This is a genomic window from [Clostridium] aerotolerans DSM 5434, assembly GCF_000687555.1.
Lineage (GTDB): Bacteria > Bacillota > Clostridia > Lachnospirales > Lachnospiraceae > Lacrimispora > Lacrimispora aerotolerans.
The window spans coordinates 103482-120145 of sequence record NZ_JHWJ01000016.1; the positions used below are offsets into that span (position 1 = coordinate 103482).

14 protein-coding genes are annotated in these 16664 nt (G+C 43.8%); 4 read left to right on the plus strand and 10 right to left on the minus strand.

Annotated features, from left to right (window positions below):
• Nucleotide 1: 1 nt before the first annotated feature.
• The 3 genes from T546_RS0118980 to T546_RS0118990 are packed head-to-tail and all read right to left on the minus strand — an operon-like array spanning nucleotide 2 to nucleotide 4231.
• The gene (locus T546_RS0118980; RefSeq protein ID WP_026892991.1) at nucleotides 2-2314 is read right to left on the minus strand and encodes an ABC transporter permease; all 2313 of its coding nucleotides are present in this window, start codon (nucleotides 2312-2314) and stop codon (nucleotides 2-4) included.
• Complete coding sequence (locus tag T546_RS0118985; RefSeq protein ID WP_026892992.1) at nucleotides 2281-3597, minus strand: MFS transporter; 1317 nt, start codon at nucleotides 3595-3597, stop codon at nucleotides 2281-2283. The genes T546_RS0118980 and T546_RS0118985 overlap by 34 nt, the downstream gene beginning before the upstream one ends.
• Entirely contained in the window at nucleotides 3587-4231 is a 645-nt protein-coding gene (locus T546_RS0118990; RefSeq protein WP_026892993.1) for a TetR/AcrR family transcriptional regulator, read from the minus strand. The genes T546_RS0118985 and T546_RS0118990 overlap by 11 nt, the downstream gene beginning before the upstream one ends.
• Nucleotides 4232-4407: 176 nt before the next feature.
• Between T546_RS0118990 and T546_RS0118995 the strand changes: the two genes are divergently transcribed.
• Entirely contained in the window at nucleotides 4408-4851 is a 444-nt protein-coding gene (locus T546_RS0118995; protein WP_242842262.1) for a GNAT family N-acetyltransferase, read from the plus strand.
• 86 nt (nucleotides 4852-4937) lie between these two features.
• Here T546_RS0118995 and T546_RS0119000 read toward each other — a convergent pair whose 3' ends face one another.
• From T546_RS0119000 to T546_RS25390, 5 genes are all read right to left on the minus strand, one after another.
• Nucleotides 4938-5759: a MerR family transcriptional regulator gene (locus T546_RS0119000; RefSeq protein ID WP_026892995.1), complete on the minus strand. Its 822-nt coding sequence runs from the start codon at nucleotides 5757-5759 to the stop codon at nucleotides 4938-4940.
• Between the two features lie 85 nt (nucleotides 5760-5844).
• Entirely contained in the window at nucleotides 5845-6429 is a 585-nt protein-coding gene (locus T546_RS0119005; protein WP_026892996.1) for a helix-turn-helix domain-containing protein, read from the minus strand.
• Nucleotides 6430-6451: 22 nt separating this feature from the next.
• On the minus strand, nucleotides 6452-6736 hold the full coding sequence (locus T546_RS0119010) for a DUF2087 domain-containing protein (protein ID WP_026892997.1): 285 nt from the start codon (nucleotides 6734-6736) through the stop codon (nucleotides 6452-6454).
• The gene (locus T546_RS0119015) at nucleotides 6720-7076 is read right to left on the minus strand and encodes a GIY-YIG nuclease family protein (protein WP_026892998.1); all 357 of its coding nucleotides are present in this window, start codon (nucleotides 7074-7076) and stop codon (nucleotides 6720-6722) included. The genes T546_RS0119010 and T546_RS0119015 overlap by 17 nt, the downstream gene beginning before the upstream one ends.
• 183 nt (nucleotides 7077-7259) lie before the next feature.
• Nucleotides 7260-8828, minus strand: a complete 1569-nt coding sequence (locus T546_RS25390; RefSeq protein ID WP_156951372.1) for a LysM peptidoglycan-binding domain-containing protein — start codon at nucleotides 8826-8828, stop codon at nucleotides 7260-7262.
• 337 nt (nucleotides 8829-9165) lie between these two features.
• Between T546_RS25390 and T546_RS0119035 the strand changes: the two genes are divergently transcribed.
• The 3 genes from T546_RS0119035 to T546_RS0119045 all read left to right on the plus strand — a co-directional run bounded on the left by T546_RS0119035 (nucleotide 9166) and on the right by T546_RS0119045 (nucleotide 13138).
• Complete coding sequence (locus T546_RS0119035) at nucleotides 9166-11691, plus strand: HD domain-containing phosphohydrolase (RefSeq protein ID WP_026893001.1); 2526 nt, start codon at nucleotides 9166-9168, stop codon at nucleotides 11689-11691.
• Nucleotides 11692-11872: 181 nt separating this feature from the next.
• On the plus strand, nucleotides 11873-12346 hold the full coding sequence (locus T546_RS0119040) for a glutathione peroxidase (protein ID WP_026893002.1): 474 nt from the start codon (nucleotides 11873-11875) through the stop codon (nucleotides 12344-12346).
• 42 nt (nucleotides 12347-12388) lie between these two features.
• Nucleotides 12389-13138, plus strand: a complete 750-nt coding sequence (locus T546_RS0119045; RefSeq protein ID WP_026893003.1) for an MBL fold metallo-hydrolase — start codon at nucleotides 12389-12391, stop codon at nucleotides 13136-13138.
• 14 nt (nucleotides 13139-13152) lie between these two features.
• On the opposite strand, the gene T546_RS0119050 is transcribed toward T546_RS0119045, so the two are convergent.
• On the minus strand, nucleotides 13153-14826 hold the full coding sequence (locus tag T546_RS0119050; protein WP_026893004.1) for a methyl-accepting chemotaxis protein: 1674 nt from the start codon (nucleotides 14824-14826) through the stop codon (nucleotides 13153-13155).
• Nucleotides 14827-15018: 192 nt separating this feature from the next.
• Complete coding sequence (locus T546_RS0119060; protein ID WP_026892404.1) at nucleotides 15019-16149, minus strand: site-specific integrase; 1131 nt, start codon at nucleotides 16147-16149, stop codon at nucleotides 15019-15021.
• Nucleotides 16150-16664 lie beyond the last annotated feature (515 nt).

Sequence of the window (16664 nt, forward strand, 5' to 3'; positions counted from 1 at the left end):
CTTACTCCTTTATATGCTGGGATATTTGAATGCTCCTGATCCCTGACGTTCCAAGAAGAGTCGCCATCAATACAGTACTTCCCATCAGTAACGGCATGATCAGATAAGCGGATACAGGATCTATGACAAATCGAAAGGCTGCGGCTCCAAAGGAGGCGATTAAGGCGCCTGCCATGGCCTCCCCCAGCGTATTGGCAAGAACCGTGCCAAGGAGGACTCCCAGCAGAAGAATTACCAGGAAACGGGTGATATACTGTACGGAAAGATCCTTAAAGGTATATCCCAATGATTTCATGACCGCGATGGAATATTTCTCTTTTGCAAGAAGCAGCTTCATCATCAGCATAGTAACCAGAAGAATCATGAAAAGTGCCGATACCATTCCAATGGAAGCGGCTTTCCCTACGGCACGGATAGTCGGTCCGAAGGTCTGTAAGATATATTCGTCGATGCCTGAAATTTTGGCAAAGCCAAAGCTCTCCCCATACTCTCCTGTTTTTTTAGAGATGGAGACCCCAGGCGCCAGTTTTACGGAGATGGTGGTCCACATCGACTTTTCCCCAGCCCCCTCAAAAGATGCCTTAGCCGTTTTTCCGCCGTTGGTAATATCCGAATAAATGCCGGAAACCACCAGTTGCTTTTCCATACCATCTTCCACCAGTACCAGGGTATCTCCCACCTGTTTTTTCCATTCATTCCCATTGAGAACAGAAAGAGCAATCTCCCCTTCTGCTTCCGGTGGTTTTCCCTTTACATATTGCACGGGAAATGTAGTATGATTGCCTAGTTCGATTTTTAGCGGTTCCACACTGCCGGAGGCAGATCTGGCATAGAATCGTTTGGTGGTCAATACTGCGTACTCAGCCACCTCCTGATCCTCCTTTAACCTTTGAATTATTTCCTTTTCCTCTTCACCTGGTGTGTTCTGGATTCTTATGAGAAAATCACTGCGTCCAATTCCCATATAGGTGCTAAATTCTGGGGAGGAAATGGTATGGTGCAAATTCATTGGTACCAGTATGATAAATGCAGAAGCAATTATTACAAAGAGCATGGTGACATAAAGCTTTTTCCTCCAAAGAACCTCTTTGATTCCAAGAAATACGTTTGTGCTGAAAAACATTTGATTGCTTAAGGATAGTCTTCCTAAGCTTCCCCTAGTCTCTCCTGCCCCGCCAAAGCGGATGGCGTAAACGGCAGATTGCTTGCCAATTCGTCTTAACACATTATTTACAAAAATCAATATGAAGCAATAAATCACCAGTATGCCTGCGGCGCCCAGACCTATGGCAAGAAGATTATTTCCTCCTTCTCCTATAGTCTGACGGATATTTTTAAGAGCCGCCCCTGAAAACCATAAGGATACTGCGCTTCCAAGGAGGCAGCCGGCACCACCTATGACTGCGTATTTGCCTAGATACAGCTTTTTCAAATCAGAGGTACGCATTCCAATGGCTTTCATGACCCCGATTTCCCTGGCTTCCTCCTCCATTTTTTCAAGGAGGGTAAAACGAATGCATAAGAAGGCAATGAGGACCACCAGAGCGCTGATGAGTAGAATAACTGCGATCATCAGACCATCGGATACTCCGTTCATCATTTTAAATAAGGGGTAGGTCACCGTTGGTCCATCGGCTTCCAGACCGGCACTAATATAAGCCGATTCGAAGGCACCCAGGTCTTTTAAATCCTTTAGCCTGAATTCAATGAGATACTCGGTGCTCCCTAAATCCCTTATCTCATTATAATCATGGTCACTAATAAGAAAACGCTTAGAGGAAGCCAGTAAAGAGTTCATCTGGGAGTCCTTAAGAAAGCCAGCCACAATAAACTGCTTTCCTAAAATAACGGCCTTATCTCCAAGGTGCGCGGTGCCGTCTCTTCCATAGGCAATAGGAACGTAAAGTTCTCCATCCCTGGGATGAATGATTTCTCCGTCAAGGGAAAGAAGGAAATCAAAGGAATCGCTTTGAATGGAGAGACCATTATCCTGGACGCTTTCCGATAAGTTATTGGCACCTATTACAATTTCTGAGCCTTCTGCATTTAGAAATTCCAGGACCTGAAAATCGGTAACGCTTTCCTGATTGTCTGCAAACTGCTTCAGACGGGTGAGGTCCGGCTTTTCGGAATTCATCTGAAGAAAATGAGGCGTTTTAGCCTGAACCATAAGCCCGTCAATGGCCCCGGTCAAATGAACCGTCAGCAGAGCTGCCAGGGAAATGAGGGCAGCCGCTGCGGCAATAAAAACAAAGGTAATGAATGATACTGCGGGACTTTTTACAATGTCGTTGCGGATGATCCGTCGAAACATAGGTCACCTCCACCTTCCAGCTTCTGAACCGCTTTGATGCGGTATAAAGCAATTGAAACAATACACAGCAATCCGCCGGCTATGACGATTAAAAATCCGGCGCCTCTGCCTTCTCCTGTTCCAAGAATCTCTCCAACGCTGCCAGACAGCCCTCCGCCCTCTAAAAGAAGGGGAGTAAACACATAGTCTGCCAGTACTCCTGAGGTTGCATAGGCTGCAATATATCCCAGCTGGGAAATCAGCCCCACAAGCCCCCAGACGCGTCCTTGCAGCTCGTTATCGATGTTGGTACGAAGGAGATAGTCAATACTCATATTGGCAAGGGGGAGCATGGCAAAGAATAAAACTCCTGATGCGGTTATAAAGGTCAAGTTCTCCTTCAGACCAAAGAGCGCCATAAACACCCCAGAGCCAAACAATGAAATACACAATACTTTAACATAACCTTTTTTAATGGGTATGATTCCTAAAAGGATGCTGGTAATGAGCATTCCCGATGCCATTAAGGTCTGTACTAGTCCCAGAGTGCTGCTGTCTGAAAAGCTTAAGATCATGGGAGATGCAAGCGTCTGGATATAGCCTAAGCACAAGGTGATAAACGTACCCATCCATACCAGTGTCATGACTCCTTTATTCTTTGAAAGAGCACGGATTCCTTCCTTAAAGTCTGAAAGAAATGCAGTGTCTTTCTCCCTTTCCCTTGTTGCCAATCCCTTTCGAACCACCAGTGTGGTTGCAAGCGTAACAAAGAACGTACTCACATCAATAATAAGCAAAAGACTGATATCAAAGCGTCTCAGCAAAAAGCCGGCAATCACGGGTGAAATCAAATATTTCGCCGATCCGGCAGCCTGTACAAGACCGCTGGCTTTTGTATATTGATCCCCGGAGAGCATATCGGTAATCGTGGCACGGTAAGCCGGCTCCAGTAAGGAGAAAAACACGGAACTAATGGTAACTCCCACATAAATCTGCCACATCTGTACATCCTTGTATAAGAAACAAAACAGTATGAACAAGGGACCAAAGGCAGAAAGTCCGTCGCCTAATATCATAATCAGTCTGCGGTCATACCGGTCTGCCAGTACCCCTGCCGGAGCACTGAGAAGCAGAGTGGGAAGAAAGGATAAAAGTGTCACCATGGCAACGTGGGAAGCCATACCAGTCTTCTGATATACGTAAACACCAAGGCCAAAGGCTGTAAGACCTCCTCCAATGGAAGAAATTAAGTCTCCCAGCCAGAGGAGAAGAAATTTCTGAAATGCATTGTCTTTATGATTCATCTTCATCATCCTTTTCAAATATCTGTTGGGCAAATGTAAGGGTTCCTGTTTCTACGCCAAGGAGACGCTCTGTGTGAAAAATAAAAGCTTTGGCACGGCTCAGCCTGTCCTCATCCGTCAGCTCTATCATATCTCCGTCAAATACGGTATTTGCATAGACCACCAGCATCTCCATGGCTTCATAGGGATATGGAGTGTTGCATAATCCCTGCTCCACTCCTTCTGTGATAATTCCAGCCAGGATAGGGGTCACTCCATTTAAGACAGCTTTCTGGGCCTTAAAATGCATCAGTGCATTCTGTGGCTTATGAATCTGCTCAATGATTTCCCTGCCGCTTCCGTGGTTCATATTAAGTGCCAGGACCGTACTTACGATCCGCTCATAAACAGGAATGCTTTTATTCTGAGCAATCTCCTCTGCTCTTTTTAAAATGCCTGCGCTGTACCGTTCTATCAGGGCATCCATAATGTCTTCCTTGGATTTAAAATGATAGTATAAGGTTCCTCGTGCAATTCCAACGGCTTCTAAAATATCATTGGTACTGGTACCATCAAAACCCTTTTGGGTAAATAAGTGATCTGCTGCATCTAATATTTCATTTTTACGTTCTTCCGGATTTTTAATTGTTTTCATTATTGCATCTCCTTTTATAGACCGACTGTCTGTCTACAACTATCATATGACAAAATTCTACTTGTGTCAATGGGAAAATCAGAGATTCCAATGGGACCTTGTACCAAATGAGGATTGTTGATATAATAGAATAAGTCAGATGATCCTTCCTAACAAAGCATAGTCTGACTTATAGTATGAACGAAATGGAGAATAACATGATTAGAGAGTTTACCGCCAATGACCTAGATGTGGTCATGAAGATCTGGTTAGACACCAACACAAACGCCCACGACTTCATTCCAGCCGGTTACTGGCAGGGTAATTTTGAAGAAGTGAAACGCATGCTGCCGGAAGCCGACATCTTTGTATACGAAAAAGATAACGTAATACAAGGCTTTATCGGGCTCATGGAGAATTACATCGCAGGCATTTTTATTGATTCTAACTGTCAGTCCCAGGGGATTGGTAAGGCACTGTTAGATCATGCGAAGGAAATCCGCTCTGAATTATCCCTGCAGGTCTATAAAAATAACACAGGAGCCGTAAGATTTTATGTCAGAGAAGGCTTTCAGCAGGTAAAAGAACAGACTGATGAACATACCGGTGAAACAGAGCTGGTCATGGAATGGACAAAATGAGAATCCGGGCTTACCTTGTTTTTATAAAGTCACGAAAAAACCGGCGGTTTTGAAATCATTTCAAAACCGCCGTTTTTCTTATTTTATTACGCCTTTAAACGAATCGGATAACAAACCTCTGTTACAAGCTCCTCCGGAATCTTCGTCTGGGCCGGGCTCACATGATAAATGCAGAACAGGGCCCCATTAAATTCGTACCCATTGTCATTGACCCAGCTTGCCACCGACTGGTTGGCATCTGTGATGTGTTCATAGCTGCCTTTATAGATGGCAGATGCTATTTCTACCTCTGGAACCGTTTTAAATGTTACGTGCTCCGTATCCTCATAGCTTCCTTTTACGGAAATCTGAATCTCCACGTCCGGATCGCTGTCTTTATGTTCCTGGTCATGGAATACGGCAAGGCTTAAGCAAGTCTCATCGTATTGCAGATTCAGACCGGAGATTTCAGTCATAAGAAGGTTCCACAAGATTCCCTCCTGATTGTAAGCCGGAATTTTGTCTCTGACGCTTGCCACATATCTTTGGGGCATAGTTTTTAATGTTACATTATAATTCATGGAAGTCTCATCCTTTCTCAGCCTTTCTATGGCTGTTTCAAGGAGCCTCATACGGCGGCTGGTCTCCTGCAGTTCAGAATACACCTCTGACTGCTTAATCTCCAGAAATTTAGCCAGTTCCCTTGGGTTGTGGTAATTTCTGATGATATCCCCGATGGCGGCAAGTCCAAATCCCATCTCTTTTAAGGACGTGATCCGGCAAGCCATAGGCAGCTGATCCTCGCTGTAATAGCGGTATCCCGTTGCCTGATCTGTGCTTTTTGGCACCAGCAGACCTATTTCATCGTAGTGACGCAGCATCCGTATACTGATCCTTGCTAATTTTGAAAAATCACCTATTTTCAGCATGTTTTTACCTCACATATATGTGTTCTTGAGCTCAGGATCAGTATATAGTATCTCACTGTGTGAGAGTCAACCAGAATTTTTATTTTTACAGCAATTGACTTAAAAGCCCTTGCCCGGTGCTGTACCAGATCAATATCCCATGGCCTCTTTTGGGGATCCGTACGTTTAAATCCCACTCCGGATACTGCTTGATGACCTGGATCCGGTCTCCGGATGCAAAAGCAAGAAATGAGATATAGCATTCCTTATTCATGGGGTGGCTGCTCGTGATGTACCAGTCCTCTTCCATCGCTTCCACATGAAGCTTTTCACTTTCACCGGCCTTTTTAAGCTCCAGGGAAGAAAGCTTCTTTCCGCAACAGGAAATCTCAGCCTCTCCGGTACAAAAGGTCAGGCTGTTGCAGGAAGGGCATACATAATATTTTGTATTTTTCATGTTACCTCCATCGGATTCATTGGGCGTCAAATCTCCTGAAAGCAGGTTTTCCATCTCAACTCCTAAAATGGCAGTCAGTTCCGGCATCAGTGATATGTCAGGAAGCCCCTGACCCCTTTCCCACTTAGAGACCGTTTTGTCACTGATATTCATTTTATCTGCAAGCTGTTTTTGTGTCATCTTCTGTTCCTGCCTCAGAGTGCGGATCACAGCTCCAATTTTACGGTACTCCATGGTTGTTTCCTCCGTGTGTTTATTAACGTTGTTCTTCTTGTTTCTTTGGTCTCCAATAACAGGAGCCATCCGGTTTACGGTTAAGCAGTTTGTGTTCAATGAGTTCCCGCCTTAATAAGAAAAAATCTCCGAACGTATGCCATTCCTCTAAGATTTCGTTTACTTCTTTTTCTCTGTATTCCCGGTCTTCCTCAAATTTATCAGCAAGATACTCTAAAACGGCCGTTCTGCTCCCCTTTTTCTTTGGGAACTGCTCAATTCGACCAGAGGAATCAAGCATCCGGCTGATATCAATCTTCTCTTCCATATCCTTCTCCTTCCTCCACTTTCTCCTGCCACAGTTCCAATAATATTTTTATATCCTCGGAAAATTCTTCCTCGGTCTGGGTTTCTTTCTTTTTTAATTCCTCCAGGACTTCAAAGGAAAATGCTTCTACCCCGTACTTATCCCAAAGCTTTCGCATCCCATGTTCCGGACAGGAATTCATGGACTTGGAAAATAAAAAGCGGTTTTCAGCTCCTTTTAGATCCACGGTGCTCCGCAGCCAGACCATTCCTTCTTCCTTGCATTTGATTTGATATACGCCACCAATAAGAGCACGGCTTTTATATTGTTCTTTCAGGGATTTTCTTGAAAGTTTGTCCACTTAAGTTTCACCATCCTTTCCTTCTGCCATACAAATGGTAGTACTCCTTTATCAGAATACTGGCTTTTTTCAGGCATTTTATAACATCATTGTAACTGAAATGCACCCATTTTTCAATCTACGCATCGTAGAGTACAAAAATAAAGCAGCCCGGCAAATATTCCTGTCGGACTGCTGCTATTCTTATCTGAAATACTGCGGAAACTGTCTTATGATTCCATCTGTCATGACATCTGCCAGTTCGGTTGCCTGGCTCTCAAGATCAGTAAACGCTGTTACGCTTTCTTCAAAATTACCTGCCAGCATATCGTTTACAATATTCTTAATCATATCCAGATGATCCCGAAGCAGATTCTGCAAGCTTTCCTGTGACCAGTTGGAATTAATGCTGCTTAAGAAGGAAGCCATCTGATCTGCATTGGCATACCAGCGTCTTTCTGCATCTGCGGCAGCATTGGCATTGGAATTCATGAGCGCATTGACAAGCTCATTGGCAATGGTCAGATGATTTGACATTAGCTCGGCAAATGCAGCTGCATCGTCGTTGCCGTAGAAGGTCTGCATTGCCATTTCAAAATCTCTTGGATTCTGCATGAGACGAGCACTTGAAATTCCTGCATCCGGGAGATCAAAAATCATGCTCTGAATCGCCATTTGCAGCCAGTAAACATTTTCAAGCCACAGAAGACGAAGATAATTATTTAAATTCTGTTCTGCCTTACTTACCCACATGACCAGGGGAGATTCCGGCTGGGGTGTTGGCTGAGGCGTTGGCTGTGGTGCTGGCTGTGGTGTCGGCCTTGGTGCTGGCTGAGGCGCCGGCTGTGGTGCTGGCTGAGGTGTCGGCCTTGGTGCTGGCTGAGGCATCGGTCTGGGTGTTGGCTGTGGCATCGGCTGAGGCGTTGGCTGTGGCATCGGCTGAGGCGTTGGCTGTGGCATCGGCTGTGGCGTTGGCTGCGGCATTGGCTGAGGCGTTGGCTGTGGCATCGGCTGAGGCGTTGGCCGCGGCATCGGCTGAGGCGTTGGCTGCGGCATCGGTTGTGGCGTTGGCTGCGGCATCGGTTGTGGCGTTGGCCTTGGTGTTGGCTGAGGCATTGGTTGAGGACATGTATTGACCCTGGCAGCCGGTACGCAGATTACCTGACCTACAAACAGGTTATTGGGATTAATACCTGGGTTTGCAGTCATAAGTGCTTCTACGGTGGTGTTATAGCGTTGGGAAAGAAGCCAGAGCGAATCTCCTGCCTGAATGATATAGGAATGATGTCCCTCCGGGCAGCCAGGAACCTGGTTGCCTTCCATCAATTCATCATAAGAGCCCTCCTGCATACGGGGCCATGATGGGAAGTCACGGAATCTGTAACCGGCAGGAATCCAGATTACCTGGCCCTCCACCAGATTATTAGGGTTGATTCCAGGATTAATCGCCATAATGGTCTCTACGGTAGTGCAGTAGGTCTGAGAAAGTTTCCAGAGAGTGTCTCCCCGCTGGATGGTATAAGTACGCAATCCAACCGGACAATTGGCAGGCGGCTGGGGGCTTGGGGGCTGAGGCGCTGGAGGTGCCGGAGGTTGAGGTCTTCCTCTGCGAGGCACACAAATGGTTTGACCGACCCTTAAATTACCTGGCATTAATCCCCGGTTTGCAGACATAATTGCATCAACGGTAGTATTATAGCGTCTTGAAATCAGCCAAAGAGTGTCACCGGCCTGAATGGTGTAAGAAGTCATTCCTTGTGGACAAGAACTCATAATATGAATGCCTTTCAATAAAACAATTTGTCTTATGTTATGTTTAAAATATCAGAATAGTGCATGTCATCCAAAGAAAATTTTTATTTTTTATCATGGCAGTTCTTTTTCACTTTTCCATATGTAAAGGCTCTCTTTTTTATGCCAGATATCTGTAAAAACATGGGTTATCACTATCATCTCTTTTTCGTAATATATTATAACATAATTGTACATGCAGAAATGATACCATAAGGGCGGTGAGAAACCACCTGTCTTTCTTGTATTCTAAAAAAAGTTCTGATATTATTTCATTACTACACAAATGATGCGAATAAGAAAGAAGGAGGGGTCTATCATGACAGCAGAAATTGCAGGTAAGATTTTTATGCAAATCCCGCTGGGCTGTGCGTTTTTTGAGATGGTATCAAAAAACACCAGTCACAGGAAAGAATATGTTCTGGCAGATGCCAATGAAGCTTTTTTAAAGTACTTAGGTCTGGACCGGGAAAATGCTATCTCTAAAAATGTTTCGCTGCTTCCTGAATTAACTACAGATGCCCCTCATTGGCATACGTTCTTTTCCCAGTTAGATCAATGGGATTATGGTATGCCCCTTATGGTCTCTACAGAGAACCGTACTTTTAAGGTAACGGCCACCCAGCTTAATGAAAACAGCCTGTTCACCGTTTGGGACGAAATTACGGATACATGGAAGCAATATGAGAACGAACAAAAAAAGAATGAATCTCTTTTACGCTTTAATGACGTTTTCTTTGAGAACACCCAGGATGGACTCTTTCTTGTAGAATATGTAGATGGAACGCTTCGTTATGTAAGAAACAATGAGGCCCATGAACAGATGACAGGCATGTCCTCTTCTAAGCTAAAGGGGAAGACCCCTGTAGAAGCAATGGGGGAGGTCGATGGAGGTGCTTTGGAGCAAAGCTATCTGCAATGCATTGAATCGAAAAGAAGCATGATGTATGAAGAGAGCACCAGCTTAAACGGCTCCCAAAGAAACTGGCTGGTCAGACTTACTCCCATTGAGAATCATGACAATATAACTTACCTTTTTGGATCCCGTATTGATATTACGGAGCTGAAAGACTTAAAAAAGGATAAGGAACGGCTTTTAAAAAACTTAAATTCCATGTTTACAGAACACACTGCCGTTATGCTCATCACAGATATGAAAACGGGACAGATTTTAGATGCCAATCCCCCGGCCTGCTTATTTTACGGCTACTCCAAGGAAGAACTATTGGCAATGAACATACAGGATATTAATGATATGCGCCAGGAGGCTCTCTGCCGTGAAAACCGGTATTTCTTATACTGCCACCGGCTAAAGAGCGGCGAGACCAAAATGGTCGATGTCTACTCCTCCCCCATCACATATGAAGGGACCCCCCAGCTCTTTTCCATTATTTTCGATGTATCTGACAGAGAAAAGTTCCGGGATGATTTATATATGGAAAAGGTGCTTCTTAAGGTCACCTTAAATTCCATCGGGGATGGCGTGGTCACAACGGATAACGAAGGACGCATCACCTACTTAAACCAAACAGCTCAGGTGATTTCCGGATGGAATCAGGATGATGCTTACTTAAAGCCCTTCCATGAAATCTTTGATTTAAGAAATGCGATCAATGGAAAGCACGTCCCAAATCCCGTTCAGAAGGTACTGAAAACAGGAAGAACCGTGGAGCTTGCCGATGATACCGTGCTCTTAAACAAACAGGGAAACATCATTCCCATCGCCGACAGCGCAGCTTCCATTCGGGATGATAACGGAATCGGATATGGAGTTGTCATGGTCTTCCGTGATGTAAGCCAAACCTTAAAGCAGCAACAGCGAATCCTGTATCTAAGCTATCACGACCCCTTGACCGGAATCCACAACCGGAGATATCAGGAAGAAGAGATCCTGCGGCTGGATAAGGAAGCCATGCTCCCGTTAACGGTGATTATGGGAGATGTAAATGGTCTAAAGGTAATTAATGATGTCTTTGGTCACAAAACCGGAGACCGGCTTTTAAAAGAAGTGGCTAAAATCATGGAATTTACCATTAAGAAAAATGGAACTGCCGCCAGATGGGGCGGAGATGAATTTTTAATCCTGCTGCCAAAGACCGGTGTAGAGGGAGCACAGGAAATGATCCGTAAATTAGAAAAAGCCTTTGATACAAATAATACCCTTCCCTTACAGATCAGTGTTTCCCTTGGATTTGACGTCAGACAGACCATGTATGAGCCTTTACACATTTCACTTCATAAGGCGGAAGAACAGATGTATCACAAAAAGCTGCTGGCTGGTAAAAGCTATCGTAACAGCATTATAAACACCCTCCTGGCCACGCTTTATGAAAAGAGCATGGAAACGGAAGAACATGCCTTACGACTGGAAACTTACTGCATTGCTATTGCAGATAAATTAGGCCTTGCCCCCGAAGAAAAAAATGAACTGTCCCTGCTTGCCATGCTCCACGACATTGGCAAGGTAGGCATCAATATGGAGATTTTAAAAAAGCCAGGCCCATTAACGGAGGAAGAATGGAAAGAAATGAGGCGGCATCCGGAAATCGGTTACCGCATCGCCCAGAACACGCCGGAGCTTTCTACGGTTGCCGAGTACATTCTCTCCCATCATGAGCGCTTTGATGGATCCGGCTACCCCAGAGGACTAAAAGGTGAAGAGATCCCTCTTCTGTGCCGGATTCTGGCAGTAGCTGACAGTTATGATGCCATGACGAATAATCGTGTTTACCGAAAAGCTATGGACAGTCAGGTTGCAATGGAGGAGATCAGACGGTGTAAGGGCACCCAGTTCGATCCCCATATCGTAGATGTTTTTTTAGGACTGAATCAAATTTATAAATAAGCTTGTGCAGGATTAACCGGTGATAAAATCCGGATTGTCCTGCACATTTTTATTGCTTCTTTATGGAACCATACTTTTAGTGATAAACGAATTTTAATTTCAAAAAAAGTATTGACTTTTAAAATTTAATTGTGTACAATACAATTGTGTTTAATAATAAAGAAATGGAGAGGTGCTAACAATGAATCTTTATGATATTACAGTCATGGACATGAAACAAAATCCCGTATCCCTTTCAGATTATAAAGGAAAAGTCCTTTTAATCGTCAACACGGCTACGGGCTGTGGATTTACCCCTCAATACGAAGGACTGGAAGCCTTATATGGCAAGTATAAGGATCAGGGCTTTGAGATTCTTGATTTTCCATGCAACCAGTTCGGCCATCAGGCGCCTGGAAGCGAGGAAGAGATCCATGAGTTCTGCCAGCTGACATACAAGGTTTCATTTCCTCAATTTGCAAAAATCGAGGTGAACGGTGCCAACGAATCACCACTTTATACCCATTTAAAAGCTAGTCAGTCAGGGGTTCTTGGTTCTGGTATCAAGTGGAATTTCACGAAATTTTTAGTAGACCGGAACGGAAACGTATTAAAGCGCTTCGCTCCTACGGATAAGCCGGAAAAACTGGAAAAGGATATCACTGCTCTTTTATAAAGAGCTATAGATAAAAAGAGGTCAAAGAAAGGAAGTATTCACATGAAAATTGAAGCAGTCAGATTATATGAGGGTGGTTATATGACACAGCCATTTGCCATGGGAGGAGGGGTCAGCGAGCCGATTTTTGATGAAACGAAAACCTATCCATCAAGCCTTCAAAACTATGTCATTGATACAGGCAGTGAAGTGATTTTAATCGATACCGGTATTCCCAAAGAATCTCCTGACTCTCCCCCAAAGGAAGGCCAGAAGATATATCAGGGAAAACGGATTGATGATTATATGACAGCCTTAGAAAAGCTTGGCTACCGCCCGGAGCAGGTTACAAAAATTCTTCTGACTCACAAGCATCCCGATCATTCTGGAGAACTTAGAAGCTTTCCTAATGCAAAGATTTATTTATCCGGAGCAGAAGCCGATGCTCTGAAGCTGGAAGGTGATAATATCGTTCGGGCAGCCTATGAGGATGGCCCTTATCACAACTTTGAAAAGAGTGAAAAGATTGCAGAAGGAGTTTATTTCCTCCCGGCTCCAGGACATACAAAGGGCAACAGCATCGTAATCGTGGAAGCAGACGGACTCTTCTACATGATTCACGGTGATATTACCTACACGGACGCAGCTTTAATTGAAAACCGTTTGTCCGTTGTCTTTGAAGATGTGGAAGCAGCCAGGGAGACCCTTTTAAAGGCACGCACCTTTATTGAAGAGAATCCCACGGTTTATCTTTCCACCCATACTCCAGAAAGTCTGACCAGTCTGAAAGAAAAAAGAATCATGAAATTATAAGCATTTCATACTTCTTATACCTTCAGCCGGAACTTGTTGACCTCCTGATTAAGAATCTGAGCCTGAGCCGCCAGCTCCTCACTGGATGCAGAGCTTTCCTCGGCTGTCGCAGCATTGGTCTGAACCACCGAAGATACCTGTGACAGCCCCTGATTGATCTGTTCTATGGCAGCGGCCTGTTCTGTGGAGGAAGCCTCGATTTCGTGTATTGCATCCCCTACCAAAGAAGCCTTTTGTGATACATCAAGCAAAAGGTTTCTTGTGATATCTGCCAGTCTTCCGCCTTCTCCTACCGTTGCTACGGATTTCTGTATCAAATCCGCCGTCTGTTTGGCTGCTTCTGCTGACCGTGCCGCCAGTGTGCGGACCTCATCTGCAACCACTGCAAATCCCTTTCCTGCATCTCCTGCCCTTGCTGCTTCCACGGCTGCATTTAAAGCCAATATATTGGTTTGAAAGGCAATGTCCTCCACCAGCTTTGTGATTTTAGAAATCTCATGTGAAGAAGCACCTATCTCTGTCATGGCTTCATTTAAGCTCTCCATATATTCATTGCTTTCCGTCACGCCCGCTCCTGCCTGAGCCACATATTCGGCTGCTTTTTGTACGGTGACTGCATTTTCTTCTGCTTTCATGGCTACGCTGCTGACAGAAGCATTGAGTTCTTCCACCGTTGCCGCCTGTTCCGTTGCTCCGGAGGAAAGGGCCTGGGCTGCATCGGAAACCTGTTCTGCACCGGAATTGACTTCAGTAGCTACCGTACGAATAGCATGCATTGTCTGGTTCAAATCCTCCTTAATCCTCTGTAGAGCCATTCCCATTACATCTTCAGAGGAACGAAGCGGAACCTCCTTTGTAAAATCACCATTGCTGATAATATCCGCTACCTCCACCTGTTTTTTGATTCCCTCCAGCATTCTTAAAAATGCCTGAGCAAGCTGCCCTGTCTCGTCTTTGGAATCAACTTCACTTAAATCGATGTCAACCCGGCCCAGCGCAATCCGCTCCGCCGCATCCACAACCAGTCCGATGGGACTGCTGATTGCTTTGGCAATTCGAAATCCCAAAAATAAGGCTGCTGCTGCACCAAGTAAAAGAAAAACAACCAATAAAACAATCAGTTCCACTGCCAATGCGGAGTTATCATCACTGGTCTTATCGGCTTCTGTCATTCGGTTGTCCACCAGTATGTCCACGTTACTCATCATGGCTTTGGTTTCTTCCATGCTGGCTTCAATGGCTTTTACCGCCTGGTCCGCTTTGTTCTCTTTAGAAAGAGAAATCACCGATTGAACCAGCGGCATATATTTATCTTTAAACATGGATTCTGTCTCATCTAAAAGAAGAAGAGAGGCTGAATCCGTTATGGTAGGACGGTATATCTCCATTCTTTTTGTGAATTCTGTGGCATTTTCCTCACAAGCCTTTTCTAATTCTGAAATTTTCTTGGCATCTCCTGCATTGATTACAGCATCTCTGACATCAATCCTTATTTGAGTGAGGGCATCAATGGCATGAATCATATCATCAATGGGAGCAGTCTGCTTGTCAAATAAGTAGTTACTGGCCTGAGTCATTCTTATCAAACCAAAAGTTCCCACACACCCAATCACGATCATAAGAAATACCATACTAAAAAATCCGGTTAGTAACTTTTTCGTAATATTAAAATCCTTAAAACTTTTCATACTTCTTCCTCCTCTTTTGTTTGCAACAATTCTTTTACAAAAACCATTATCATTTCCAATAAATTGAGTATAATATATCTGACATCAATGGGTTTTAACATGGTCGCTGTTTATCCAAAACTGTGACATACATTATCTTTTTCTTTATTTATAAAGCTTTTTTACATTACATACGAAAAAATTGACGGAGAATCAAACGACTTTCATTTGGGTCACATGCATCAGATTCAGCTTTTCTATTGCTGCCTTCTTCTGCTCCATCAGGGAATGAGCATAGATATTTAAGGTGATGGTTACATTGGAATGTCCTAGAATCTCACTGAGTGTTTTAATATCTACCCCGACCTCCAGCGCCCTGGTTGCAAAAGTGTGTCTTATGGCATGAAATTTTCTGTCCTTGATTCCTGTTTCTTTCAGAATTCTTTTATATAGCTTCTGATAAACACGGGGCTCAAAAGGCGTATTTTTATTAGAAAGGATAAAATGTTCCTCGGATTTAAATCCTGGCTTCTGTTCTTTTACAAGCTCTAACAAAAATCCAGGTAAAGGAATCTTTCTGGTGGAGGTTTTACTTTTTGGCGTTCCTATGTGGAGCATTGTTTTGCTTTCCTCCGACTGAAAATTCCGAATGCGGGATACCGTATTTCCAATAAACATAGTCCCTGCTTCCAGATCAATATCACGCCAGCGGAGAGCACAAAGCTCTCCTAAGCGAATGCCCGTATAAAAGCACAGAATGATACCCAGTGCTCTTTTATCCGGAGACATGAAGGCAGCCTGCTCCAGTATTCTCTGCTCCTTCATGGTAAAAACGCTGACCTCCTGATGAGTTTTTCCAGATGGTAAGACAGCCGCTTCCAAAAGCTTGGGCTGATTGGGGTAATCTTTATAAATTTCCCGGATAGACATCTTAAACACAGAAATGATTTTTCTTTTATATGTCTGGGAGATGGAAGTGTTCTCAGAGATCGACTTCACAAATCCACAAACACAGGACTGGGACATGGGCTGATTTTCTAATGATTTAAAATAGGGAATTACATACCCATGAATACAATGATAATAACTCTCATAGGTGGATGGTTTCACTCTTTCGGATACCGTGTCTGACAGCCAGCTCTGAAATAACTCTCCTGGATTTGTTGGAAGCGGAATGGTATTTTTCTTCTCAGCTTCCCTTTCCTGCCAGGCTTCCTTCATCTTGGCCCGTACCTCCCGATAAGTACTTGCATAGAAATACCGGTATTTGCCGTTGGCTCTTAAGCTTCTTCCTTCCCAGCGGCCATCTTTTCGTTTATAAATATTCTCTCCTTTGCGCGGCATCGCACGACTCCTTTCCATATGACGATCATTATGACGGCGGATTTTTTCTTTCAAACCGAAAATAACTGCTATATTTAGGATGAAAGCCCTAAATTAGCTTAGAATAAGTTTCATTTCCTCTTGTTGACAAACAATATCTGTCGATATATAATGAAATTTGTCAGAATATGTCTAACTAAGGGGTCTCGGTTTTGGATAAACTGCGATCATAAAATGCCCGTTCCATGGTTATTATGGAACGGGCGTTTTTTTAACTTTAAGGCTATGATCCAAGACATTTTTTTATGATATAAGACTTAAAAATACATCTGGATAGCTTTATTAAGAAATAGTATACTAACAACATGATATTTAATCAACATACTGTTCGTTAAGAATTGCCTATTAAGTAGCATCTTACGCCAGATGTGTTCGATATTTTTGAAAAAAATATATGATTAAGGAGATACCTATGAATAGGAAGGGAAACGGCAGCGATCGCAGGGTCTTATATACGAAAATGTTTTTAAAAGAAA